This is a genomic window from Roseateles aquatilis (assembly GCF_002205645.1).
Taxonomy (GTDB): domain Bacteria; phylum Pseudomonadota; class Gammaproteobacteria; order Burkholderiales; family Burkholderiaceae_C; genus Roseateles; species Roseateles aquatilis.
The window spans coordinates 204,378-228,540 of sequence record NZ_NIOF01000003.1; the positions used below are offsets into that span (position 1 = coordinate 204,378).

Here is a 24,163-nt window from a genome sequence, read left to right on the forward strand (position 1 = left end):
GCGGGCGCCCGGCGCCAGATCAGATGATGATGCCCTGCACGATCAGCGCGTTCACATCGTTGGTCGGTAGCGTGACGCCGACCAGGAAGATCTGTTGCGTGACGTGACCGGGGCCGCTGCCGTCGATATCGATGACGATCATGGTGCCGATGGCTTTGGCGTCGGCGCCGGGGAGGCTCGCCGGGGCCTCGACGTTGTTGGCGATGTGGATCCATCGAGACAGGTCGTCGGACGGTCCGGTGCGGCCTTCCAGCAGGCCCAAGATATCGAGACGGTCCCGGTTGCCATCGCTTGTGCCGAAGTCACGGATGATGTCGATCGCTCCATTCGGCCCCGCGTCGTGGCGATGCCAGACGAAGGTGTCGTTGTCCTCGACGGTCGCGTCGGGCGCCGCGCCTCCGCGGCCGTACATCACGTCGTTGCCGGTGCCTCCAATGATCGTATCGTTGCCTCCGCCGCCCATGATGCAGTCGTTGCCGGCGCCACCGTCGATCCAGTCGTTCCCGGAGCCCATGCGCTGCGTGAACATGCGGTTCTCCGCGTTGGAGCCACCCGGGCCGTCAAGGAATGCGGCGCGCGCGGCATCGATGGCTGTTTTCGCGCTACCGGTGTTGTCGAAGTGGTTCAGCGATGCGTTGGCGCCACCATCGAACTCGCCGCTGTACGCGTCGCCATTGCCTACGCCCGCGCCGCCGCCGCCAGACGTCCGACCGCTCGAATAAGGGCCCTTCCAGCCTGATTTGCTGGCTCCGAGCGAGGTGGCACCTCCGGCAGCGGGGGGGGCGCCGCCGTTGCCACCACCGACCCCGCCGATCCCGGGGGCGGCGCTGTACATCGCATTGCCGCCGCCGCCGCCGCCGCCGCCATATCCGCCTGCGCCTCCTGTACCTCCTGTACCTCCGCCGATGTCGCCCGTGAAGCCGTCCCCGAAGATCACGTCGTCGCCATCACCCGATTGGATGATGTCATTGCCGCCGCCGCCGCCCGCGCCGCCGGCGCCACCGCCACCGCCGCCCCACGAACCGCTGCCGCCGCCCGAGCCGTCGCCGAAGATCAGATCACTCGCGGACGTGCCAAGCACCTGGTCATTGCCTCCGCCGCCCGCGCCGCCGGACCCGGCAACTGCCCTGCTGAGCGGAACGGTCGCGCCACCGTCCCCGGACCCATCGGCAAAGATCACCGCGCCGACGCTGTGCCGCATGGCGAGATCAAGGTGACGAGTCTCGGTGTCCGCGGTCGCGCTGGGGCAGCCGATCGTGAAGTCCACGTTGGCAAACGTGCCACTGGCTCTCAGCGACGCGTCGTCCTGGCTGTAGCGAACGGTGATGTGGCCGTCGAGAACCTCGCGCAGGGAAAACGAATCCGAAAGGGCCAGCGCCTGATCGTCCCGGAACACTGTCATGTTGGTGGTGTGGCCGAGGGTGATCCGCACCAGGTCGGGGTGCGCACTTTCACCGATGCCGAAGTGAGCCGCGCCAAGCTGTTCGCCGGACCCTGCGCCGTTGAACAGGACGCCGTCGGTGGCGTTCCCATCGTTCAGGCGCCGTGCGTCGAGTTGCAGCAACTGCGGCGACACGGTGGGCGGAAGACCGTCAATGATCTGGACGTCGATCGCGTTCGACGCGCCGACATTGCCCGCGGGGTCCTGGCTGGAGACCACGAACCGCGCCTGGGCGGCGGGTACGTTGACTGGCACGAGGGTGGCGTCCCCGGTCAGCACGCCGGAGGTCCGCCACTCGTCGGCATCCATCACGCCGTTGCGGTTGGCGTCGTTGTACAGCGTGTATCGCGCACCGGATTCGCCCCGGACCTGCAACGTGAGGTCATGGACCGATGTGATGTTGTCGCCGGCGGTGCCGGTGTCGGTGTCCGTGGTGAGTTCAAGGGTGGGCGCGGCAGGGGCCGTCCGGTCGACCGTGACAGGTAGCTCCGCCGACAGGCCGCTCGTGCGGCCAAGCGCGTCGGTCTGGTAGGCCCGCAGGTGATGCGCTGCTTCCGACAGCGTCACCATGAACTCCTGCGTCGTGGTGCCGTTCTGCAGCGTGCTCGCGGTCAATCGTTCACCCTGATCCTCGACGCCGTTCTGGTTTGCATCGTCGAACACGACCACCCGCGCATCGGTCTGGCCCATCACCTGCAGTCGAATAGACGATCGATTGGTCAGCCCATCGGAGGCGCTGTCGCCGGTGTCGTCGGCCGGCAGCATCTGCAGCGAAGGCGCCGGCAGCGATTGGGAGGCGACGATGAAAGTTCGCGGCGCCAATACCACCTGATTGCCAGCGGCATCGGTGGACACCGCGCCGATGGCGTAGCTGCCGTCGCTGAGCGTCAGGGTGGAACGGACGGACTGTTGATCGGAGGTCTGCACGAAGTCGGCCAGCACCCGGTCTCCGTCGTTGAATGTGCCGTCACGGTCGACATCGATGAAGAGCGTGACCTTGCTGTCTGTCTCCGCCGTCACGCGGAATGTCGGCGCACTGTCCGAGGTGACCGACGTGCCGTCGTTGGCGACCGAACTGGTTCCATCCAGCCGAACCCGTGGCGAGGCCGGAGCCTCCGTATCGACGATGATGGACCTTGTCTGGGAGGCCGGGCCGGAGAGTCCCGTGCCGTCGGTCTGGAATGCGCCGAGCGCGTGCTTTCCGGAGGTCAGCGTCACCGTGACGGGCGTGGCATCGGTACCCGCGATCACTGGCGCGGACCCGATCACTTCGCCGTCATCGACACGGCCATTGCCATTGCGGTCCTCGAAGACATGGACCGTGTTGCCCGCCTTGCCCGTGACGTTGATGTGCAAGGTCGACATCCGAGTGATGCCATCCGCCGCATCCCGGCCAGTGTCCTCTCCTGGGGACAGTGACCAATCGACGGCGCTCACCTCGGTGCCGACCGCCGGCGGCTGACCATCAACGGCCGGCCAGTCCGAGGTCGGCACGAGGCCAGAAGTGTTCGCGAGGCCGGTGCCGGCTTGGTCCTTCATGCCTGCCACGGAGAGATCCCCGGCCTTGACGAAGTCTCCGTTCCCGACCGTGTATTCGAACCAGAGTCGTCCGTCTGCCTGCATCCCTGCAAAGGTCGCATCCACAGTTTTCTCGCCAAGATGCAGTGATACCGCGGCATTGCCCAGGACATACAGCGCCGCGTCGGCCGTCAGCACGACGCGCACCTTGTCTCCAGGGCTCAGGGGGGTGGTCTTGTCCATGCCCAGGGCGTCGATGCCAACGATGGATGCCGTGGTGACGTGCGGCGCTGCGGCGGCATCGACGAGGCCGAATGCGCTGTGTGCCAGCGCGAGGACATCGCCGGTGCGCTGGCTGGTTGGCATGGCATTGAATGCCTTGACGATGGCATCATCGAGCGACTGCACGCCGGCAGGCGCGGCCTTCCATTGGAAGTTGGTTTCCGTCGTGTCGATGAGCGCGTTCAACTGCTGCAGCGCGGCGTCGTCGCCGCCGCTGTTGGCGGAGAGACTGGACAGCAGGGCCAGCAGGCGGCCGTAGTTGTTGGCATCCGCGCTTGCGCCGTTCTGATCCAGCACCGTGTGAGGGCTCTGCTTGGTCAGGTCGACCTCGCCGAGTTGCAGCAGCTTGGCCAGTGCCGTGTTGGTCTTCTCGACTTGCGGTGCATCGCCGGGGGCGGTCTCATTCGTGACGCCGAGAAGGCGCGCGGCCAACTCGGTGAGCGGCGTCACGTTGACTTTCAACTGCGCCTCGTCGTTGCGCGCGGCAACAGCGCGCCATTCGCCTTGCAATTGAACGACCCCGCCGGAATGCTCGTCACGAAAGTCCCCCGCGCTGCCAGCGCTGGTCACCGTGACGAGGATCGCACCTCGCCAATCGCCGCTCAGCCCGGTGACTTGGTATCGGCCGCTGGCGTCCACCGCAGAAGCGCCAAGCAGTTTTCCGTTGCTGTCGTGAACCTCCACCCACAGGTCATTGCCCGCCACGGCGGGCCCCCCCGTCACGGTGCCGGACACAGCGAAGGGAGTAGGAGTAGGAGTAGGAGTAGGAGTAGGCGTGGGATCGGGGGACGGCTGTGGCGTCGGATCGGGGGATTTGTCCTGCGCCACTGGCGGTGGCGAGACCTGAGGGGCCGACTTGCCGCCAGCAGCGCTGAGGGCCGCTCCCACCACGCCACCCAATCCACCCAGTAGGGTGGCCAACGGGCCGGATTTCTCGATCCAGGTCCGGGCGGTCGGCGACGAGGCGTTCGAACCAACATCGAGCGAGTCATGGGACTTGCCCGTGCCATCCGTGGAGTTCGAGGCGCTACCGTTCTGCCAGAGCGCGCCATCCTTCGTCGGCGGCGTGGCGACAGAGACAGTGGAGAGATCGCCGATCTCCATGCGACCGGCCTGCCGCAGCATGCTGCCGCCCGAGACCTCGGTATCGTCGAACTGCAAGGCGTAGTCCGGATCCGTCATGGAGCGAATGGCGCCATCCGGCACCACGGTGGTGTCGCCTGACTCGAGCGTGATGACCAGGTCGGTGTCAACCACCCGGATGTTGCGAACCTTGGAGAGCGAGGCGGAGACCTTGGTCACATTGGTGCGTTTGCCGGTCGGCGCCGCGGCGGTGTCAGTGGAGGGAGTAGTCATGATGAAGTCGCTTTCAGCGGGAGGTCATACCGGTCACCTGCAGAGGCGAGGCCTCCTGGCGAGTGGGCGCTTCGAGGAAAAGCAGAATGCCGCGGAGTCGGCCAGAGATGTCTTCGAATGCGAGACGGCAGTCCTGCAACGACTGATGGAGAGACGCGTCGCGGAGATCCCGCTCGCCTGCGATCGCCTGGTCGTGCTCCCGGGCGCTGGAAGTCAGTTCGACAAGGCGTTGCATGGACTGCTGCTGCGCCTGCAGCGCGTGGAGGATGGCGCGGGAGGACGACTCCTCGTGTGCGCGCATCACCCCCAACTGTTCTTGAAGCTGCGACCACAGGTCCAGCCAAAGTGGCGTGCGGTCCGGCGATGCCGTGGCGGACGGCGAGGCGAGACAGTCATGCAGGCGATCGATGGCCTGTTCAACACGGGCGATTGGCGCCTGAGCAGAAATGACGCCTGCCTGATGCTGATCATGCAGGCGTTGCAGCGCGCCCAGAACGGCGGTCCAGCGCGCATGTTCCGCCTCGGATTCTTCGGGCAGGCGCGGCAGCGTCGGCACGGTGTCGGCGGCAGTGATCGCGCGGTCGAGGGCGTTGAGCAGAACGTCGTGGACGTTGGCCGTCACGCGATGCCGAATCTTGTTGATGGCCACCAGCGTGCTGCCCAGCACCAGCGACCCCAACAAGCCATAAAGCGAGGCAATGAACGCGGTCCCCATGCTCTTCATGGGCGCTTGGAGCTTGGACATCATGCCGCCCAGCATGGCGATGGGGTCCGTGCCCGCGCCGCCGGTCATGCCGGAGAACAATTGCGCCAACTCGTTCAGCGCCCCGAGCAGGCCAATGAAGGTGCCGACCAAACCTAGGCCGACCAGACCGCCGGCAATGAAGCCGGGAAAGGAAAGCCGTTCGCTGTAGGCGCGCTCGGCGGCGTTCAAACGTCGCTCAAGTTCGCGGCGGTCCTTGCCGACGAGGCCGTGACTCTGTTCCGTCAACAGCGCATAAGCGTCGCGGAACGAGGATCCACGATGCACGCGGAGCAATTCGTTGGCGAATCGAGTGGGCTCCAGCGTGTTCCAGCGCCGTGCGATCTGTTCCTCGCGATGCAACTGCAGAAGGACTCGCCACGTCGACAGCACGGCGATCGCGAGCGCGCCGAAGATGATGTAAACCAGGGAGGGATGGGGTGTCGATCGTATGGAATCGACGATCGCATTTGCGAAGAGCAACGCGCCGCCGCCGACGGTCAACGTGACGGGCCATGCCACTTGAGTCCAGTCACTGACCATTTCGAGTTGATGTCGTGTCTTCATAGGTGTGTTGATGGGGTGGAAGTTCGAGACGGGTGATTCTCAAAAACAAGCCTCGAACCGTGAATGGCTGATAGATGCTGGTGATGCTTCTTTATTTGGCCTTTTGTGGGCATCAACTAAACATTTGCCAGACGCAGGAAACCCGTCGCTTGCCGTTGAATGGCTTGCCACATGTGGGCGAATGACATGGGACGGGGATGACGAGTTCGCGACACTGGAGTGCGCGGCGATGCGGCACCATCTTTTCGGTCTTCAGCCGAGGAATTTGCCCATGCATGTGTTTGAACGACTGGAAGAGTTGAGCGCCCTGGTGGGGCGGGAGATCGGTGTGTCCGACTGGATCGAGGTGGACCAGTCCCGCATCCAGGCCTTCGCCGACGCGACGGAAGATCAGCAATGGATACACACCGACCCGGCGCGCGCCGCGGCCGGTCCCTTCGGCACGCCGATCGCGCACGGCTTCCTGACCTTGAGCCTGCTGCCACGCTTCTACGAGACCGGCTTCCGGGTCGCCGAGGTGCGCATGGGCCTGAACTACGGCCTCGATCGCGTGCGCTTCCCGGCGCCGGTGCCGGTCGGCAGCCGCCTGCGCGGCCGCTTCACGCTCAAGCGTTTCGAGGCGATCGAGGGCGGCGCGCAGATGACGGTGGAAGTCAGCGTCGAGCGCGAAGGCAGCACCAAGCCGGTCTGCGTGGCGGAATCGCTGACGCGGCAATTCCGCTGACGCCGGCTGCTCCGGCGTGCGATCCGCGCCATGGTGCGATGGGGCGCCTTCCGGGCGTCAGGCGCCCGACAGTGTCACTTCCATCATTTCCCTCACCCCTTTTATCCATTGCAACACTCGAAGGAAGCCGGTCACGAGGGGATACCCGGGCGTGCGAAAAATCGTCAATAAGATCGCTAATCGAACAAGAACGAACGTTCGATGCCACCGTAAGGGGGAGTGCCGGTCGTGAGGGGCGCGCCTATGATCGCGCCTTCCCCACCGAAACCCACGAACCGGCGCGGCCCATGAGGCGACGCCCGGCATTCGACCAACGAAGGAGACACCCGCGTGAGGGTTCTGCTGATCGACGATCACCCATTGATCCTGGCCGCGCTTCAGACCGTCATCCAGGGTCTGGGAGAAGATGTCCAGGTCCTGGGTGCCGACAGCGCGGCTCAGGCGCGTGACACGCTCAAGGCCCGACAGGATTTCGATCTGGTGCTGCTGGATCTGAACCTGGGCGACGCCAGCGGTTTCGACGTCCTGGAAGAGTTCCGCGCCCAATATCCGTCACTGCCCGTCGTGGTCATTTCGGCCTCGGACCGCGCCAGCGACGTCATCCGCGCGATCGACCAGGGCGCCATGGGTTTCATCCCCAAGCGCACCGGCAACGACGTACTGGCCCAGGCGCTGAAGCTGGTGATGTCGGGGGGCATCTATGTGCCGCCGATGTCGCTGGGCTCGGAGGCGCCGCCGGAGCCTCAACCGGTCGCGCTGGCCGACGGCCCCGCGCACACGGGCGGCAGCAAGCTGCAGCAGGTCCATGCGCTGGCCAGCCAGGCCGGCTACCAGACCACCGTCGGCCTGGAGAACCTGCAACTGACGCCGCGCCAGACCGACGTGCTGGCGCTGCTGCTGCAGGGCAAGCCGAACAAGATCATCGCCCGCGAGCTGGGCGTGTCCGTCGAGACCATCAAGGACCATGTCGCTGCCGTGCTGAAGGCGCTGGGCGTGAGCTCCCGGACCCAGGCCGTGCTGGCGGTCGGCCAGATGGTGCAGCGGCAGCCGAACGCGGCGTTCACGACCTTCCGCTGACGCGCATTCCGCTGACGCCACCTTGCCGGCGCGCACCCCGCCGGCTCCGGAAAGACGAAACGACCTCCTCGGAGGTCGTTTTGCTTTGAGGCCCCGGCCCCGGTTTCAGGTCGGCGAGTAGGCCAGCCGCACGTAGATCGGCGCGAAGGCCTCGGCCTGCGTGATCTCGATCAGGCGCTCCCGCGACAGTTCGAGCATCGCGATGAACGACACCACCAGCACTTGCGATCCGCGGTCCAGCTCGAACAGGTCCTCGAACTCCACGAACCGCTGCCCTTGCAGCCGGCGCAGCAGGTGGCTCATGAACTCCCGCACCGAGAGCTGCTCGCGGGAGATCTTGTGGTGCTGGTTCAGCTTCGCGCGCCGCATCAGATCGGCCCAGGCCGCGCGCAGGTCGTCGACGTGCACGTCCGGCAGCCTCGGCGCCAGCGACTGCTCGATGTGGATCTGTGCCCGCAGGAAGTCCCGGCCCAGCACCGGCAACTGATCGAGGCGCATCGCCGCCTGCTTCATCTGCTCGTACTCCAGCAGGCGCCGCACGAGCTCGGCGCGCGGGTCCTCGGGCTCGGCGCCGTCGTTGGACTTCTTCGGCGGCAGCAGCATCCGCGACTTGATCTCGATCAGCATCGCCGCCATCAGCAGGTACTCGCTCGCCAGCTCGAGGTTGTGGCGGCGGATTTGCTCGACGTAGCTGAGGTACTGCCGCGTGACCTCGGCCAGCGGGATGTCGAGGATGTTGAAGTTCTGCTTGCGGATCAGGTACAGCAGCAAGTCCAGTGGCCCCTGGAAGGCTTCCAGGAAGACCTCCAACGCATCCGGCGGGATGTAGAGGTCCTGCGGCATCGCGAACAGCGGCTCGCCATATAGCCGCGCCACGGCGACGTTGTCGACGATGTCAGGCGTGGAAGCGCCGCCGCCCTGATCGTCCGGCGGGGCCGGCAGATTCAGGGCGGTGTCGGAGGTGTCGGCGGGCTTGCTCACCGGATCCGGAACGGGCGTCGCGAGACGCTCACTCGGACTTGGTCTGGTAGACGTACGGCTGCTGGGGCACGGCCGCGGCGTTGTAGCCGCTCTGGGCGGAGCGGTCCTGCTCGCGGTCCCACAGCAGTGCGCGGCCGGCGCGCTGCTCGGCTTCCAGCGTCGGCTTCTTGGCCTTCAGCTCGTCGATGAAGTTGGTGATTTCGGACTTGTACGGCTTCCAGAACAGCGGCATGGCGGGCTCTTGATAGGGATCTTGAAACTGGGTGGGATTCTAGGCGGTCGTCTCGTGACAACCCGTGCTCAACGCACGCGCATGCCCGGCTGCGCGCCGGGGAAGGGCTCCAGCACGTAGATGCCGGGATTGACCTTCTCATCGGCGTGGCTGGCCGCCAGGACCATGCCCTCCGAGACGCCGAACTTCATCTTGCGCGGCGCCAGGTTGGCCACCATCACCGTGAGCTTGCCTTCCAGCTGTTCCGGTTGATAGGCGCTGCGGATGCCGCTGAAGACATTGCGCAGGCGGCCTTCGCCGACGTCCAGCGTCAGGCGCAGCAGCTTGTCGGACCCTTCGACGAGCTCGGCCTTCACGATCTTGGCGATGCGCAGGTCGACCTTGGCGAAGTCGTCGATCTTGATCTCGGGTGCGAGGTCCTCGCCGCCGGGCACGACCTTCGGGGGCGCGGGCGGCTCGAACAGTGCTTCCAGCATCTTCGGGTCGACGCGCTGCAGCAGGTGCTCATAGCCGCCGATGCGGTGCGCGCCCAGGGCGCGGTCGGCATCGTCGAAGCTCAGCGGCGCGATCTGCAGGAAGCTCTCCACCTTCGCCACCAGCGCCGGCAGCACCGGCTTCAGGTAGAGCGACAGCAGCCGGAAGGCCTCGATGCAGACGGTGCAGACGTCCTGCAGCACCTGGTCCTTGCCCTCTTGCTTGGCCAGTTCCCAGGGCTTGTTCTGGTCCACGAACTCGTTGACGCGATCGGCCAGTGCCATGATCTCGCGCAGCACCTTGCCGAACTCGCGGGTCTCGTACAGCTCGACCACGGTCGCCTTGTGCGCCCGCAGACCGTCCAGCAGCGCGCGGCCCTCGACGCCCACGTCGGCGGACAACTGGCCGTCGAAGCGCTTGGACAGGAAGCCCGCGGCGCGGCTGGCGATGTTGATGAACTTGCCGACCAGGTCCGAGTTGACGCGGGCGGCGAAGTCCTCGGGGTTGAAGTCGACGTCCTCGACCTTGCTGTTGAGCTTGGCGGCCAGGTAGTAGCGCAGCCACTCGGGGTTCATGCCCAGGCTCAGGTACTTCATCGGGTCGAGGCCCGTGCCGCGGCTCTTGCTCATCTTCTCGCCGCCGTTGACGGTCAGGAAGCCGTGCACGAACACGTGGTTGGGCGTCTTGCGGCCGCTGAAGTGCAGCATCGCCGGCCAGAACAGCGTGTGGAAGTAGGTGATGTCCTTGCCGATGAAATGGATCTGCTCGGTGGACTCGTCCTTCATGAACGCGTCGAAGTCCTTGCCGATCTTGCCGAAGTAGTTCTTCAGCGACGCGAGGTAGCCGACCGGCGCCTCCAGCCAGACGTAGAAGTACTTGCCCGGCGCGTCGGGGATCTCGATGCCGAAGTAGGGCGCGTCGCGGCTGATGTCCCAGTCCCCCAGGCCGCCGTTGCCGTCCTCGTCCTTGGCGAACCACTCGCGGATCTTGTTCAGCACCTCGGACTGCAGGCGGCCGGTCTCCTGCGTCCATTGCTCCAGGAACTCGACGCAGCGCGGATCGGAGAGCTTGAAGAAGTAATGCTCCGAACTCTTCATCACCGGCGTGGCGCCGGTCAGCACCGAGAACGGATTCTTCAGCTCGGTCGGCGCGTAGACGGCGCCGCAGACCTCGCACGAATCGCCGTATTGGTCCTTGGCACCGCACTTCGGGCACTCGCCCTTGATGAAGCGGTCGGGCAGGAACATCGACTTCTGCGGATCGAAGAACTGCTCGATGGTCTTGACGGCGATCAGCTCGTTCGCGCGCAGCGCGCGGTAGATCTCCTTCGACAGCTCGTGGTTCTCCTGCCCGTCGGTGGTGTGCCAGTTGTCGAAGTTGATGTGGAAGCCGTCCAGGTACTGCTTGCGGCCGGAGGCGATGTCGGCGACGAACTGCTGCGGCGTCTTGCCGGCCTTCTCCGCCGCGATCATGATCGGCGCGCCATGGGCGTCGTCGGCGCAGACGAAGTGGACCTCGTTGCCCATCATCCGCTGGAAGCGCACCCAGATGTCGGCCTGGGTGTACTCCATGATGTGGCCAATGTGGAAGTTCGCATTGGCGTAGGGCAGGGCGGTGGTGACGAAAAGCTTGCGGGTCATGGCGCGATCGGAGCGAGCGGTGGTCCCGGCGCGGGTCGTCATGCGGCGCATGCCGACCGGCACCAGCGGAGGAGCCGACGATTCTAGGCGTCAGACGGCGCGCCCGTCGGCGTTCTGCGCCCCGGTCGGGGCGGCGGACGGCGCGGTCGCCGGTGCGGCCGCGGGCGACAGGCGGGCCGCGTAGCGCTGCGCCAGCCACGAGCACAGGATCAACTGCAGCTGGTGATAGAACATGATCGGCAGCACGATCACGCCGACGGCGGGATTGGCGCCGAACAGCAGCTTGGCCATCGGCACGCCGGACGCCAGCGTCTTCTTGGAGCCGCAGAAGACCGCGGCGATCTCGTCCTCGACCGACAGACCCATCGCCCTGGACGCGAAGCGGCTCAGCACGATGACGGCCGCCAGGAACAGCGCGGCGCCGATCGCCGCCTTGACCAGCAGCTCCGCGCCGTGGTCGCGCCACAGGCCCGAGGCCACGGAATCGCTGAAGGCGGAGAGCACCAGCAGGATGATCACGCAGCGGTCGATCAGCGAGATCCGTGACTTGTGCCTTAGATAGAAGCCCAGCAGCAACGGCCGCAGCAACTGGCCGGCGACCAGCGGCAGCAGCAGCAATTGCGTGAGCTTCCAGACCGCCTCGCCGAAGGGCAGGGTGGCGCCGCCGGCGCCGGCCATCAGCGTGACCAGCAGCGGGGTGAGCACGATGCCGAGCAGGCTTGACGCGCTGGCGTTGAAGATCGCCGCGGGCACGTTGCCCTTGGCCAGCACCGTCATCGCGACCGAGGAGGAGATCGTCGACGGCAGCGCGCACAGGTAGGCGAAGCCCAGGGCCAGGTCATGCGGCAGCCAGCGCCCGAACAGCGCGGTGAAGCCCCACCAGAGCAGCGGGAACAGCGCGTAGGTGCTGAGCTGCACCAGCAGGTGCACGCGCCACTTCAGCGCGCCGTCGCGCAGCGCCGAGGCGGACAGGCCCAACCCGGTCAGGAAGAACACCAGCGCCACGCCCCAGTTGCTGACCGCTTGCAGTTGCAGCAGGCCGCCGCTGCGGCCCAGGTCCGGCCACACGCTGGCCAGGCCGACCGCGCCGACCAGCGCCAACAGAAACCATTCCTTGCGGACCCACGCGCGCACGCTCATCGCCATCGCCTTTCCTTCCGGGCGGCGACGCGGGCTCGTGCGCCCGTCACGCCGCGCCGGCATTGACCGAACAGGGACTCTAGCGGGATCGCTCCTTGCCGACCTTTCCCCAGGCTTTCCCAGGCGGCGATTTGCTCCGTGAAGGAACGCTGAACGCCCTCGATGTCAGATTCGTGACCTGTCGCGGTGCATTCATGACGGCATCCGCACGCCGCATGGGTCTTTCGCGCGTGATCCGGCCGGGAGTTGTAACGGTCCAGCACCGGTCTGCGTCATCCCGCGCCACGTTCCCGCCCGCTCGGCGGGTTGTCGGACCTCGTCCTGCGGTTCAAGGTGAGCCGCTAAACCGTTGATTTCAAAGACCCCCGAAAGCTATCCACCGAGGCTGTGGATAACTGTGTGGGAAACCTGCCCGCGAGCGCTGTAAACCGTTGATTGACCGACTTGTGAAGTTCCGTGCCACATTTCCGGGCAGGCGAAATCCTTCTATATGAATCAATCACTTAGCGGTGTTCCGGGAAAACGAGCAGCTGCGATGCAGCACGGTTGTTCGGCGAGTGCCAGGTGTTGCGCGATGGGGATAAGTCAAGCCCCTGGTCGATGATTTTTAGGTTGACAACGTGGTTCTGACGCTGGAAGAAGTGACCCGGCGGCGACTTGCCGGGCACGTCCGCCGGGCAAGCTATCCCCCGCCGTTGTGGACAACCATGTGGGTCTCCTGCTCACGGCTGTTGCAAGTGCTTGTCACGACCGGTATTTCGGTGGCTTGCTCGAAATAGTTGCAGTGCCATGGCGGCCAATGACCGCGCCGTGGCCGAAATCATCGATGGATTCCAGGAAGGCCCCTAAAAGAAGGCCCTCCGCGCACCGCTAAAATCCGCGACTTTGCAAAAGCAATCCTCATTCCTTCATGACCCAGGCAGCGGCGGGCAATTTCTCGGGGCGTTCGGCATCGACCGGCAAGGCCGTGGAACTTTTTGAATTGAAGAGCGCCTCGCTGAGCCTGCTCGCGCTGGTCCTGAAGACGGCCGATCCGGCGGCGCTGGACCAGGAACTGACAGCCAAGCTGGGCGACACGCCCGACGCTTTCCACCACGATCCCTTGCTGCTGGACCTGAGCCAGCTGCCAGCGGCGGTGGACGGCGCGCCGGACGACGCGCAGGCCGTCGATGCCGCCGCGGCGGCGCAGGCGCAAGGGCAATTGAGCCTGGAGGCCGTGGAGGCGCCGGCCGAGGCGGCGAATGCGCCGTTGGCGGAAGCCGCCGGTCCCGCCGCCCGTGTCGACCTCGCCGCGGTGCTGCCCTTGCTGCGGCGTCATCGCCTGCAGCCGGTGGGCGTGGTCGGCGCGAATGCCGCCGAGCTGGCGCAGGCCGCGGAACTCGGCCTGGCCGAGGCGCCCGACGAGCCGGTCCGCGCGGAGCCGCGTGAACCCCGCGAGCCGCGCGTGCAGAAGGTCGTGCAGCAGGTGATCAAGGAAGTGGTCGTCGAGCGTCCGGTCGAAGTGCCGGTGCCCGCGGAGTCCCGCACCGTCTACGTGGACAAGCCCTTGCGATCGGGCCAGCAGGTCTATGCCAAGGGGGCCGATCTGGTCGTGCTGGCGGCGGTCAACCATGGCGCCGAGGTGATCGCAGACGGCAACATCCATGTCTATGCGCCGTTGCGAGGCAAGGCCATCGCCGGCGCGCGCGGCAACACGCAGGCGCGGATCTTCGCGCAGGTGCTGGAGGCCGAGCTGATCGCCATCGCCGGCATCTACCGCACCAGCGAGAACCCGCTGCCGGACAACGTGCGCGGCAAGGCCGCGCAGGTCCGGCTCGACGGTGAGAAGCTGCTGATGGAGCCGCTCGGGGCATGATGCCGCTGGCCCGCCCTCGGTCCGACGCCGGCCCGCGCGCCGGTCGCGCCGCCGCCGCTCGTTTTTCCAGTTCTCCCGTTTTTCCCTTCTCCCCTTTCCCCCGACATGGACGGCGCGTTCCCCGCGACGCCGTCCGGACGACCGCCGCCATGGCCGCGGTCGCCTCGATCAAGCTTGAGCTGCGACGACAGCGACCGACACACTGAAAGGACCTCGCTCCATGACCAAAATCGTTGTGGTGACTTCCGGCAAGGGCGGCGTGGGCAAGACCACGACCAGCGCCAGCTTTGCCACCGGCCTCGCGATGCGCGGCTACAAGACCGCGGTGATCGACTTCGACGTCGGCCTGCGCAATCTCGACCTGATCATGGGGTGCGAGCGGCGCGTCGTGTATGACCTGATCAACGTCATCAACGACGAGGTCAAGCTGGGCCAGGCGCTGATCAAGGACAAGCAGCTGGACAAGCTGTTCATCCTGGCGGCCTCGCAGACGCGCGACAAGGACGCGTTGAAGCAGGAGGGCGTGGAGCGCGTGCTGGAAGAGCTCAAGGCGATGGAGTTCGATTACATCGTCTGCGACTCTCCGGCTGGCATCGAGACCGGCGCGCTGATGGCCATGCACTACGCCGACGAGGCGCTGGTGGTGACCAACCCCGAGGTCTCCTCGGTGCGGGACTCCGATCGCATCCTGGGCATGCTCAACAGCAAGACCAAGCGCGCGATCGAGGGCAAGGAGCCGATCAAGGAACACCTGCTGATCACGCGCTACAACCCGAACCGCGTCGAAGGTGGGCAGATGCTGTCGCTGGAGGACATCCACGAGATCCTGCGCACGCCGCTGATCGGCGTGATCCCGGAAAGCGACGTGGTGCTGCAGGCCTCCAACCAGGGCCTGCCGGCGATCCACATGAAGGGCACGGATGTTGCCGAGGCGTACACCGACGTCATTGCCCGATTCCTGGGCGAAGACAAGCCGATGCGTTTCGTCGAGGCCGAGAAGCCGGGCTTCTTCAAGCGTCTGTTCGGTCGCTGACATCCACGGGAGTGACCATGGGATTCATGTCCTTCTTCCTGGGTGAGAAGAAAAGCACCGCCAGTGTCGCCAAGGAGCGCCTGCAGCTGATCCTCGCCCATGAACGCAACGGTCGCGGCGCCAGCCCCGACTATCTGCCGCAACTGCAGCGCGAGCTGCTGGCGGTCATCTCGAAGTACGTCTCCATCAATCCGGAGGACATCAAGGTCCACATGGAGCGGCAGGACGATCTCGAAGTGCTCGAGGTCAAGATCGAATTGCCGGAGATCCGCAAGACCTGACCCCGTCCATGTCGAAGGGCCTGATGGCTCCGATGTTTCCGAAGGCCTTGGGTCTGGAAGCCCCTCGAAGGTCCCGAACGCCCGGAACGGCCGAAACGCTAGGAAGCGCACTTGAAAGTGCGCCTCACTGGAGGCAGCGGAAGCCGGGGGCCCCGGGGCGATTTGGGGACTTATGAGCCCCGGGGCCCCCGGCTTTCGCTGACGGGCTGAGTGCTCCGACTGGTTTGGGGGGGGCGCCCACCTGCCGTGTTCGGCGCGTTGGCCGCGAGGGCACGGGGCCTTTGCCTGCGCAAGAACCTCGTTCCCTCTCGTCCCCGGCCGTCGTGGCGTGCCAAGGTTTTGCGACCGAGGGCTGCGTGGCCCGGGGGCCGTGGATTGCCGTGGTCTGCGACCGAGGAGTACCGTGGCCAGCGGCCGTGGACTGTCATGGTCCGCGGCCGTGGACTGTCTCGGTTTCGTGCCGAGGTTCCTTCGGGTTATGCCAGCTTGAAGCTGGCCACCGTTTCCACCAGTTGCGCCGATTGATCCTTGAGGGATTCCGCGGCGGCGGCTGATTCCTCGACCAGCGCGGCATTCTGCTGCGTCATCTGATCGAGTTGCCGCACGGCCTGGCCGATCTCGCCGAGCGTGAGCGACTGCGAGGCGCTCGAGGCCGAGATCTCGCCAATGATCCGCGTTACGCGTTCGACGCTGTCGACGACCTCGCGCATCGTGCTGCCGGTCTCGCCCACCAGGCGCGAGCCGCCGTCCACGCGTTCCACCGACGCCGAGATCAGCGTCTTGATCTGCTTGGCCGCCTCGGCGCTGCGCTGCGCCAGCGAGCGCACCTCGCTCGCGACGACCGCGAAACCGCGCCCCTGCTCGCCGGCCCGGGCCGCTTCCACCGCCGCGTTCAGCGCCAGGATGTTGGTCTGGAAGGCGATGCCGTCGATCACGCCGATGATGTCGGCGATCTTGTTGGACGACTGCTGGATGTCGTTCATCGTGCTGATGACCTGCGCGACCATCTCGCCGCCGAGGCCCGCCACCCGCGAGGCCGTCTGCGCCAGGCCGTCGGCCTCGCGCGCCGCCTCGGCGTTGAGCTTCACGCCCTCGCTGAGCTGGGCCATCGCCGCGCCGGTTTCCTCCAGGCTGCTGGCCGCCTGCTCGGTGCGGTTGGAGAGGTCGGCGTTGCCGGTGGCGATCTCGGTCGACGCGTGGCGGACCTGGTCCGCGGAGGCGCGCACGCCAGCGATCGTCGCGGCCAGCCTGGCCTGCATCTCCTGCAGCGAGCGGCGCAGCGCGGCCACCTCGTCGCCGCCCTCGGCCGCGCGCTCGGCGCGGCGGCTCAGGTCGCCATCGGCGATCGCCCGGCTCAGCGATTGCGCCTGGGCCAGCGGCTCGGTCACCGACCGCGTGATCACCAGCGCGATCCCCACCCCCAGCACGATCGCCACCACCATCAGCGCGATCACCAGCGTCCGCGTGCTCTCCGCTTCCGCCTGCGCCTCGGCGCGCGCGGCCTGCAGCAGGTCGCGGGTGTGCTCGGCGAAACGATCGATCGCCACGAGGTACTCGTTCATCGCCGGGATCAGGTCGGACGCGGCCCGCGCCTTGATGTCGTTGCCCGCGGCCTTCTCCTTGATGACCAGATCGCGCGCGTCCTGGTACTTCTTGCGCGCCGCGCCGATCTCGTCGATCAGCTTGGCGCCGACGGGTTCGGTGACGCTGCCGTCGAGCTCCTTCTGGATCGCGTCGATCCGCGCCGACAGCTCCTTGGAGCGCGACGTGAAGGCCTTGACGAAGTTCTCGTCGTCGACGACCAGTTGCACGATGCGCCGCTGGATGTTGCCCTCCGTCAGGCCCGACCACTGCCGCGCGATCTCCAGCACGTGCATGTCGACCTCGACCAGGCGCTCGATGCGCTGATGCAGCATCGACACGCGGATCACGCCCACCGCCGAGGCGACCGCCATCAGCACGATCACCAGCGCGAAGCCCGCCAGCACGCGGCTGCGCAGCCGCCATTGATTCAACTTCAACATCCCGATGTCCTCTCGTCCTTCCGTCGCGCGCCGGTCGACCGCGTGGCGGGCGCCCGTGACCGCGCATGTCCTGGCCGGGTCCGCGACCGGCTCACCCCCTGTCCGGAAAGGCTTGCATCGCTTCCCGGGCGGACAAGGCGTGATGCTGCCGCCGCCGCGCGGCAACCGATCGATCGAAATGAGGGTTTGCCCGTGAACTACGGCGCGGAAGCGATCCCGGCGAGGACATTTGTCGGGTTTTCGCGTCGCGTCAAAGTGTGCTTGCACCAGAAGCGGGCGCCGCCGGATCGTCGAAAAGCGAGGTCGCCTGCGGTTGATGCAGCACGAGGTCGGACCGCGCGCAGGCCACGCAGGGCAGGATCCAGCCCTCGTCCTTTTCCTCGCGGGACAGGCCGGGCCATTCGATGCGGTACTCGATGCGGCCGGCCTCCAGCCGCGCGATGCAGGCCCGGCAGGTGCCGTTGCGGCAGGAATGCGCCAGGCGCAGCCCATGGTCCAGCGCGGCCAGCAGCAAGGTGCGGTCCGCCGGCGCGTCGAAGGACCAGCCCTGTGGTCGCAGCTCGACGGTGAACACGTCGCCGGGCGTCCCGCCACCTGGCTGCGGCATGTCCTTGTCCACGGCGTTGTGCTCGTTGTCTTGCATGGCCGCCATGATGCCTGTGCGCTAAGCTCGCCCGATGCTTGAAGCTCCTATCGCGGTCACCGCCGCCCGTGCTTTCTTCGACCAGTTGAATCGCGACTACATCGCGGTCCACAAGCGCAAGGAGGACCTGTTCTGGGCCACCTACATGGCCACCAGCGACGATCACGAGGCCTTCGGCCGCGCCGAGACCGACTACAAGGCCTTCATCTCCGATCCGGCGACGCTTGCCGCGACGCGCGGGCACCTCGCCGCCATCGAGGCCGCGCCACCCGGCGCCGACCGCGACGCGCTGGCGCACGGCCTGCGCGGCTGGCTGGCGCTGTTCGAGGCCAACATCGTCGACAACGACGAAGGCCGCCGCCTGATGGCCGAGCTGATCGAGGCCGAGCGCGTGCTCTTCGCCAGGCGCAAGGACTTCGCGCCGACCCACGTCAACGACAGCGGCGAGACCGAGGCCGCGACGCTGACGATGCTGTCCACCAACCTGTCGACCAATCCGGACGAGGCGCGCCGCCGCGGCTCGTTCGAGGCGTTGCAGTCGGTCGAGCGCTGGGTGCTGGACAACGGCTTCCTGGAAATCGTCCGCCTGCGCAACCGCCTCGCGCGGGCGCTGGGCTTCCCGGACTACTTCGAGATGAAGCTGCGCAAGAACGAGCGCATGACGCCGAGGCAGCTGTTCGACATCCTCGACGACTTCGTCGCCCGCACCGAGGCCGCCCAGCGCCGCGGCCACGACGCGCTGATCGCCGCGCATGGGCCCGACGCGCTCGAACCCTGGAACCTGCGCTTCCACAGCGCCGGCGACGTGACGCGCCGGCTCGACCCGTACATGCCCTTCGGCCCGGCGCTGCGCCGCTGGGTGCGCAGCTTCCGCCGGCTCGGCATCCAGTACCGCGGCGCGACGATGCGGCTCGACCTGCTGCAGCGTCCCGGCAAGTACCAGAACGGCTTCTGCCACGGTCCGCTGCCGAGCTGGTTCGACGAACGCGGCCGGTGGCACGCGGGCGAGATCAACTTCACCGCCGAGGCCAAGCCCGATCAGGTCGGCAGCGGCGCGCGGGCGATGATGACGCTGTTCCACGAGGGCGGCCACGCGGCCCACTTCGCCAACGTGACGCAGAACTCGCCCTGTTTCTCGCAGGAGTTCGCGCCGACCTCGATGGCTTACGCCGAGACGCAGTCGATGTTCTGCGACAGCCTGCTCGGCGACGCCGACTGGCTCAAGCGGTATGCGCGGACCGTCGACGACGCGCCCATGCCGGACGAGCTGATCCGCGACCGCATCGCCGCGACCCAGCCCATGCGCGCCTTCGACGAGCGCGCGATCGCCGTCGTGCCGTACTTCGAGGCCGCGCTCTACGCGATGCCCGACGACGACCTCACGCCCGAGGCCGTGCTCGCGCTGGCCCGCGCGACCGAGCGCCGCGTGCAGGGCGTCGACCACGCGCCGCGCCCCATCCTCGCGATCCCGCATCTGCTCAACCAGGAATCGGCCGCGTCCTACCAGGGCTACCTGCTGGCGCACATGGCGGTCTACCAGACGCGGGCCTTCTTCCTGCGCCGCGACGGTTATCTGACGGACAACCCGGCGATCGGTCCGGCGCTGGCCGAGCATTACTGGGGACCGGGCAACAGCATCGATCACGACGCGACGCTACGCCGCCTGACCGGCGAGGGTTTCAGCGCGCGTTACCTGGCCGAGGCCTGCGACTGGACCGTCGAGCAGGCCTGGGCGTCCGCGCGCGACACGCTGGCGGCGGCCGAGCGCCGCGGTGTCCGCGATGACGAGGGCCTGCCGCTCGATGCCCATGTGCGCGTGGTCGATGGCGACGAGGTCCTCGCGGACAACGGCGACGGCAGCGCGGCGGCGGAGCAGGCGATGTTCGAGCGCTTCGAGCAGTGGGTCGCCGCGCGTTACGCCGCGCCGGCGACGGCCGCGCAGTGAGCGGGGCGCGGCGCCCGTGAAGTACCTGCAGGGTTATTCGCCGTCGCTGATCGCGCAGGCGCAGCGGCTGCTCGACGACGGCGAGCTCGCGCCGCTGCTGGCGCGCAAGTATCCGGAGATGCACGAGGTCCGCAGCGACAAGGCGCTGTTCGACTACACGCAGGCGCTCAAGCAGCGCTTCATGCGCAACGCCGGTCCCATCGCGCTGGTCTGCTACGACGCCAAGCTCAAGGTGATCCAGCATGCGCTGGGCACGCACACGCGCCAGTCGACGGTGCAGGGCAGCCGGCTCAAGACGCGTCGCGAGATCCGCGTCGCGACGCTGTTCCGCGAGGCGCCGGCGGAATTCCTGAAGATGATCGTCGTGCATGAGCTCGCGCATCTGAAGGAGCTGGAGCACGACAAGGCGTTCTACGCGTTGTGCCATCACATGGAGCCGGCCTACGGGCAGCTGGAGTTCGACGTCCGCCTGTGGCTGAGCGTCCGGGATGCCGAGGAGAAGCGCCTGAAGCGCGAGGCGAAGTCGCCCGTGCCCTCCTGAGCGCTCCGGCAGGCGGCCCGCCGCCCGCTGCCCGCTGCCACTTTTTGCGGCAGGGCAAGCGACCGCCTTTGGGATCAATGAGTTGCGCGCGCCCTGCGCAGGCTGTGCACCTGTTTATCCACAGGCGATGTGGACGATCCGCTATGCTGTCGGGCTTTTCGAACGCCTCCATCCACAGGCCGCGCGCCACGAGCCCGCCGTGCCTGTTTCCGGACTGACCACCTTGCCTCCGACGATTCTGCTGGCGCCCATGGAGGGCCTGCTGGACCACATGCTGCGGGACACGCTGACGCGTGTCGGCGGCGTGGACCGCTGCGTCTCCGAGTTCATCCGCATCACCGACCGCCTGCTGCCGCGTCGCGTCTTCACGCGCATCGTGCCGGAGCTGTTGACGGGCGGACGCACCCACGCGGGCGTCCCGGTGCGGGCGCAACTGCTGGGCTCCGACCCGCAGTGCCTGGCCGAGAATGCCGCGCGGCTCGCGGAGCTTCATCCCGAAGGCATCGACCTCAACTTCGGCTGCCCGGCCAAGACGGTGAACCGGCATCGCGGCGGCGCCGTGCTGCTCGACGAGCCCGAGCTGGTCGGCGAGATCGTCGCCGCCGTGCGCCGCGCGGTGCCGGCGCGGCTGCCGGTGTCGGCCAAGATGCGGCTGGGCAACGAGGATCGCGGGCGCATGCTCGACTGCGCCCGCGCCATCGAGGCGGGCGGCGCGTCGGAACTGGTCGTGCACGGCCGCACCAAGCGCGACGGCTACAAGCCGCCGGCCTACTGGGACCAGATCGCCGCGGTGCGCGAGGCCGTCGCGATGACCGTCGTCGCCAACGGCGAGGTCTGGACCGTCGAGGACGCCCGGCGCTGCCTGTCCGAATCCGGCTGCACGTCGCTGATGCTGGGCCGCGGCATGGTGGCCGACCCCGGCCTGGCGCTGGCGGTGCGCGCCGACCTGATGGGGCAGGGCGCCGCGCCGCTGCCGTGGGACGACGTGGTGCCGCTGATGGCGGGCTTCTTCGCCCAGGTGCGGCGCAACGTCGCGACGCGCCATCAGGCCGGCCGGCTCAAGCAGTGGCTGCATTACCTGCGGCGCCGGTATCCCGAGGCCGAGGAGACCTACCAGCGCGTGCGCACGATCAATGCGCCGGACGAGCTGGCGCTGACGCTGTTCGGCCGCGCGCTGGATCCGAAGACGCCGCCGGCCGACGAGGCGGAGGGCCTGGGCGTCGATGCCGACACCGAAGTCGATGTCGAGAACGACCTCGATGCCGACGCCGTTCGTGCTCCCGACACCGATCAACAACAAGACCGCGACACGCTGATCGCCGCGTGAGTCGCCCCTCGAGTCGCCACAAGAGTCGCCGAATGAATCACCGACCTCATCGCCGCATGACTGCCTCCACCCTGACCACGCGCCTGGCGGCGCTCGCCGCCGCGCTGCTGCCGGCGCTGTCGCCGGCCGCCACGCCCACCGCGCCCGTTCAAGATGTCACGCCGCTGACGCTGGAGCGCGTCTTCGGCGAACCGCCGCTGCAAGGCCGCCTGACGCGGCAGGCCGAGATCTCGCCCGATGGCGCCTGGGTCAGCTACCTGCGCCCCTCGGCGACGGACAGCGATCAACTGGAGCTCTGGGCCCAGCCCGCGGCCGGCGGCGCGCCGCGCAAGCTGGTGTCGGCGGCGGAGGTGCTCGGCGGTCGCAGCCAGCAACTGACGGAGGCGGAGCGCATGGCGCTCGAGCGCAAGCGCATCACGCAGGGCGGCATCACCAGCTACCAGTGGTGCGGCCCGTCCGGCAAGACGTTGCTGTTCCCGCTGTCGGGCGATCTCTACCTGGTGCGGCTGACCGAGCAAGGCCCGAAGGCGCAGCGCCTCACGAATGACGAGCAGGTGCCGGAGCAGGACCCGACCTGCTCGCCCGACGGCCGCCAGATCGCCTACGTGAAGGGCGGCGACCTGTGGGTACAGCCGCTGGACGGCGGCGCCGCCCGCGCGCTGACGCGCGGCGCGACCGAGACGCGCTACTGGGGCCTGGCCGAGTTCATCGCGGCCGAGGAGCTGAGCCGCCAGCGCGGCTACTGGTGGTCGCCGGACGGCCAGCGCCTGCTCGCGCTGCAGGTCGACGAGAGCGAGGTGCCGGTCAAGACGCGCGCTCAGATCTTTGCCGACCGCACGACGATGACCCAGCAGCGGTATCCGGGCGCCGGCGAGCACAACGCCCGCGTCACCGCCTGGACGCTGCAGATCGCCGACGGCCGCGCGACGCCGCTGCCGTTGGCCGCCGATGCCGAATACATCGCGCGCGCCGGCTGGTTCGGCGACGGCACGCCCTGGCTGCAATGGCTGACGCGCGATCAACGCCGTCTCGCGCTGACGGAGTACGCGAACGGCACCGGCGCGGGCCGCGTCGTCATCGACGAGCGCGACCCGGCGTGGGTCGAGGTGCACGACGACCTGCTGGAGATCGACGGCTTGACCTTGTCCGGCCAGCCGGCGCTGCTGTGGTCGAGTGAATCGTCCGGCCGCCGCCAGCTGGTGCTGGTGGACCGCCGCACTGGGGAGCGCCGTCCGCTGACGAACGAGCCGGAGCCCGTCGCCCATCGCGTCTGCAGCGACGGCAAGACCGTGGTCTATGCGGCGGCGCGGGACCGCGGTCGCACGCGGGAGCTGTTCGCGATCGATCTGCAAGGCCATGCCCGGCCGCTCGACGGCGCCCAGCCGCGCCAATGGCGTGACGCGCGCGGCGACGGCGATTGCGCGCAACTGCTGGTGACGCGCGGTGCCTGGGGCGAGCCGCCCGCGCTGTCGCTGCAGTCGGTCAAGCCGGGCGCCGCGGCGGTGGCGCTGCCGGGCGACGCGCCCGATCCGCTGCTGGCGCGCATCGTGCCCAGGCCGGAGGTGGTGGAGATCGTCGCCGCCGACGGCCGCACGCCGCTCAACGCGCTGTACTTCGCGCCGCTGGACGGCAAGGCCGGTCCGCACGCGGTGATCACGATGGCCTACGGCGGTCCCGGCATCGGCCTGACCAACTGGAACTGGAGCCGCGACACCGCGCTGATCGCCTACTGGCAGCGCCGCGGCTACGGCGTCTTCACGCTGGACACGCGCGGCATGCAGAACCGCGATCGGGAGTTCACGCGGGCGCATCGCCATGCCTTCGGCGTCGTCGACGCGGCCGACCTGTTCGCGGCGGTCCGTCAACTGCCGCAGCGCGTGACGGGGGTCGATCCGAAGCGCATCGGCTTCTTCGGCTGGTCCTACGGCGGCTTCCTGGCGGTGCGGGCCATGCTGGACACCGACACGCCCTTCGCCGCCGCCGTCGCTGGCGCGCCGCCGACCGACTGGACGCTCTACGACACGGCCTACACCGAGCGCTACCTCGGCATGCCGCAGGACGGGCAGGGCGGACAGACCGCGCCGTATCGCCAGGCCAACCTGGTGCTGCGCGCGGACCAGTTGAGCAAGCCGCTGCTGGTGATCCACGGCACTGCCGATGACAACGTGTTGTTCGAGCACACGTTGCGACTGGCCGAGGCGCTGCAGAACCAGGCGGCGCCGTTCGAGCTCATGATCTATCCCGGCAAGGCGCACGGCATCGCGGGACGCGGGCCCAAGCTCCACCTCTACCGCACCATCGACGCGTTCTTCGCGCGCAGCCTGGCGCCCTGATCGGCGG

Annotated in this window: 17 protein-coding genes; 9 read left to right on the forward strand and 8 right to left on the reverse strand. The window is 67.7% G+C overall.

Annotated features, from left to right (window positions below; translation table 11 throughout):
* Positions 1–19: 19 nt before the first annotated feature.
* Together CDN99_RS29620 and CDN99_RS09215 are read right to left on the reverse strand one after the other, a co-directional pair.
* Positions 20–4,597: an Ig-like domain-containing protein gene (locus tag CDN99_RS29620; RefSeq protein WP_158218796.1), complete on the reverse strand. Its 4,578-nt coding sequence runs from the start codon at positions 4,595–4,597 to the stop codon at positions 20–22.
* A gap of 13 nt (positions 4,598–4,610) precedes the next feature.
* The gene (locus CDN99_RS09215; protein ID WP_141100717.1) at positions 4,611–5,906 is read right to left on the reverse strand and encodes a MotA/TolQ/ExbB proton channel family protein; all 1,296 of its coding nucleotides are present in this window, start codon (positions 5,904–5,906) and stop codon (positions 4,611–4,613) included.
* Positions 5,907–6,177: 271 nt separating this feature from the next.
* On the opposite strand from CDN99_RS09215, the gene CDN99_RS09220 reads away from it, so the two are divergent.
* Positions 6,178–6,630, forward strand: a complete 453-nt coding sequence (locus CDN99_RS09220; protein ID WP_088384569.1) for a MaoC family dehydratase — start codon at positions 6,178–6,180, stop codon at positions 6,628–6,630.
* Between the two features lie 330 nt (positions 6,631–6,960).
* Positions 6,961–7,707 (forward strand): response regulator, encoded by a 747-nt coding sequence (locus tag CDN99_RS09225; protein WP_088384570.1) that lies wholly within the window; start codon positions 6,961–6,963, stop codon positions 7,705–7,707.
* Between the two features lie 105 nt (positions 7,708–7,812).
* Here CDN99_RS09225 and CDN99_RS09230 read toward each other — a convergent pair whose 3' ends face one another.
* The 4 genes from CDN99_RS09230 to CDN99_RS09245 all read right to left on the reverse strand — a co-directional run bounded on the left by CDN99_RS09230 (position 7,813) and on the right by CDN99_RS09245 (position 12,174).
* Entirely contained in the window at positions 7,813–8,655 is an 843-nt protein-coding gene (locus CDN99_RS09230; protein ID WP_238139467.1) for a segregation and condensation protein A, read from the reverse strand.
* A gap of 61 nt (positions 8,656–8,716) precedes the next feature.
* Positions 8,717–8,920, reverse strand: coding sequence for a DUF3460 family protein (locus tag CDN99_RS09235; protein ID WP_088384572.1), 204 nt, complete (start codon positions 8,918–8,920; stop codon positions 8,717–8,719).
* A 68-nt stretch (positions 8,921–8,988) separates the two neighbouring features.
* On the reverse strand, positions 8,989–11,034 hold the full coding sequence (metG, locus tag CDN99_RS09240; RefSeq protein WP_088384828.1) for a methionine--tRNA ligase: 2,046 nt from the start codon (positions 11,032–11,034) through the stop codon (positions 8,989–8,991).
* Between the two features lie 90 nt (positions 11,035–11,124).
* Positions 11,125–12,174 carry a bile acid:sodium symporter family protein gene (locus tag CDN99_RS09245; protein ID WP_202820244.1) on the reverse strand — a complete coding sequence of 350 codons (1,050 nt, stop codon included), beginning with the start codon at positions 12,172–12,174 and terminating at the stop codon, positions 11,125–11,127.
* A gap of 910 nt (positions 12,175–13,084) precedes the next feature.
* On the opposite strand from CDN99_RS09245, the gene minC reads away from it, so the two are divergent.
* From minC to minE, 3 genes are all read left to right on the forward strand, one after another.
* Positions 13,085–14,029, forward strand: coding sequence for a septum site-determining protein MinC (gene minC / locus CDN99_RS09250; RefSeq protein WP_088384574.1), 945 nt, complete (start codon positions 13,085–13,087; stop codon positions 14,027–14,029).
* Positions 14,030–14,249: 220 nt separating this feature from the next.
* Positions 14,250–15,062 (forward strand): septum site-determining protein MinD, encoded by an 813-nt coding sequence (gene minD, locus CDN99_RS09255; protein ID WP_088384575.1) that lies wholly within the window; start codon positions 14,250–14,252, stop codon positions 15,060–15,062.
* A gap of 17 nt (positions 15,063–15,079) precedes the next feature.
* Entirely contained in the window at positions 15,080–15,343 is a 264-nt protein-coding gene (minE, locus tag CDN99_RS09260) for a cell division topological specificity factor MinE (protein ID WP_088384829.1), read from the forward strand.
* Positions 15,344–15,819: 476 nt separating this feature from the next.
* Here the strand turns inward: minE and CDN99_RS29625 are convergent, their stop codons facing one another.
* Complete coding sequence (locus tag CDN99_RS29625; RefSeq protein WP_202820245.1) at positions 15,820–17,367, reverse strand: methyl-accepting chemotaxis protein; 1,548 nt, start codon at positions 17,365–17,367, stop codon at positions 15,820–15,822.
* A gap of 250 nt (positions 17,368–17,617) precedes the next feature.
* On the reverse strand, positions 17,618–17,974 hold the full coding sequence (locus CDN99_RS09270; protein ID WP_088384831.1) for a 2Fe-2S iron-sulfur cluster-binding protein: 357 nt from the start codon (positions 17,972–17,974) through the stop codon (positions 17,618–17,620).
* A gap of 70 nt (positions 17,975–18,044) precedes the next feature.
* Between CDN99_RS09270 and CDN99_RS29245 the strand changes: the two genes are divergently transcribed.
* The 4 genes from CDN99_RS29245 to CDN99_RS09290 all read left to right on the forward strand — a co-directional run bounded on the left by CDN99_RS29245 (position 18,045) and on the right by CDN99_RS09290 (position 24,156).
* Positions 18,045–19,955 carry a M3 family metallopeptidase gene (locus tag CDN99_RS29245; RefSeq protein ID WP_238139438.1) on the forward strand — a complete coding sequence of 637 codons (1,911 nt, stop codon included), beginning with the start codon at positions 18,045–18,047 and terminating at the stop codon, positions 19,953–19,955.
* 16 nt (positions 19,956–19,971) lie between these two features.
* On the forward strand, positions 19,972–20,496 hold the full coding sequence (locus tag CDN99_RS09280) for a YgjP-like metallopeptidase domain-containing protein (protein WP_238139439.1): 525 nt from the start codon (positions 19,972–19,974) through the stop codon (positions 20,494–20,496).
* Positions 20,497–20,746: 250 nt separating this feature from the next.
* Entirely contained in the window at positions 20,747–21,823 is a 1,077-nt protein-coding gene (locus CDN99_RS09285; RefSeq protein WP_088384832.1) for a tRNA dihydrouridine synthase, read from the forward strand.
* 56 nt (positions 21,824–21,879) lie between these two features.
* A complete protein-coding gene (locus CDN99_RS09290) occupies positions 21,880–24,156 on the forward strand; it encodes an alpha/beta fold hydrolase (RefSeq protein ID WP_158218797.1) in 2,277 nt (758 codons plus the stop codon).
* Positions 24,157–24,163 lie beyond the last annotated feature (7 nt).

Bases quoted from the DNA above. Each gene is read 5' to 3' on its own strand.
- CDN99_RS29620 (WP_158218796.1), bottom strand. From the start codon at position 4,597: ATGACTACTCCCTCCACTGACACCGCCGCGGCGCCGACCGGCAAACGC.
- CDN99_RS09215 (WP_141100717.1), bottom strand. From the start codon at position 5,906: ATGAAGACACGACATCAACTCGAAATGGTCAGTGACTGGACTCAAGTG.
- CDN99_RS09220 (WP_088384569.1), top strand. From the start codon at position 6,178: ATGCATGTGTTTGAACGACTGGAAGAGTTGAGCGCCCTGGTGGGGCGG.
- CDN99_RS09235 (WP_088384572.1), bottom strand. From the start codon at position 8,920: ATGCCGCTGTTCTGGAAGCCGTACAAGTCCGAAATCACCAACTTCATC.
- metG (WP_088384828.1), bottom strand. From the start codon at position 11,034: ATGACCCGCAAGCTTTTCGTCACCACCGCCCTGCCCTACGCCAATGCG.
- CDN99_RS09245 (WP_202820244.1), bottom strand. From the start codon at position 12,174: ATGAGCGTGCGCGCGTGGGTCCGCAAGGAATGGTTTCTGTTGGCGCTG.
- minC (WP_088384574.1), top strand. From the start codon at position 13,085: ATGACCCAGGCAGCGGCGGGCAATTTCTCGGGGCGTTCGGCATCGACC.
- minD (WP_088384575.1), top strand. From the start codon at position 14,250: ATGACCAAAATCGTTGTGGTGACTTCCGGCAAGGGCGGCGTGGGCAAG.
- minE (WP_088384829.1), top strand. From the start codon at position 15,080: ATGGGATTCATGTCCTTCTTCCTGGGTGAGAAGAAAAGCACCGCCAGT.
- CDN99_RS29625 (WP_202820245.1), bottom strand. From the start codon at position 17,367: ATGTTGAAGTTGAATCAATGGCGGCTGCGCAGCCGCGTGCTGGCGGGC.
- CDN99_RS09270 (WP_088384831.1), bottom strand. From the start codon at position 17,974: ATGCCGCAGCCAGGTGGCGGGACGCCCGGCGACGTGTTCACCGTCGAG.
- CDN99_RS29245 (WP_238139438.1), top strand. From the start codon at position 18,045: ATGCTTGAAGCTCCTATCGCGGTCACCGCCGCCCGTGCTTTCTTCGAC.
- CDN99_RS09285 (WP_088384832.1), top strand. From the start codon at position 20,747: ATGGAGGGCCTGCTGGACCACATGCTGCGGGACACGCTGACGCGTGTC.
- CDN99_RS09290 (WP_158218797.1), top strand. From the start codon at position 21,880: ATGACTGCCTCCACCCTGACCACGCGCCTGGCGGCGCTCGCCGCCGCG.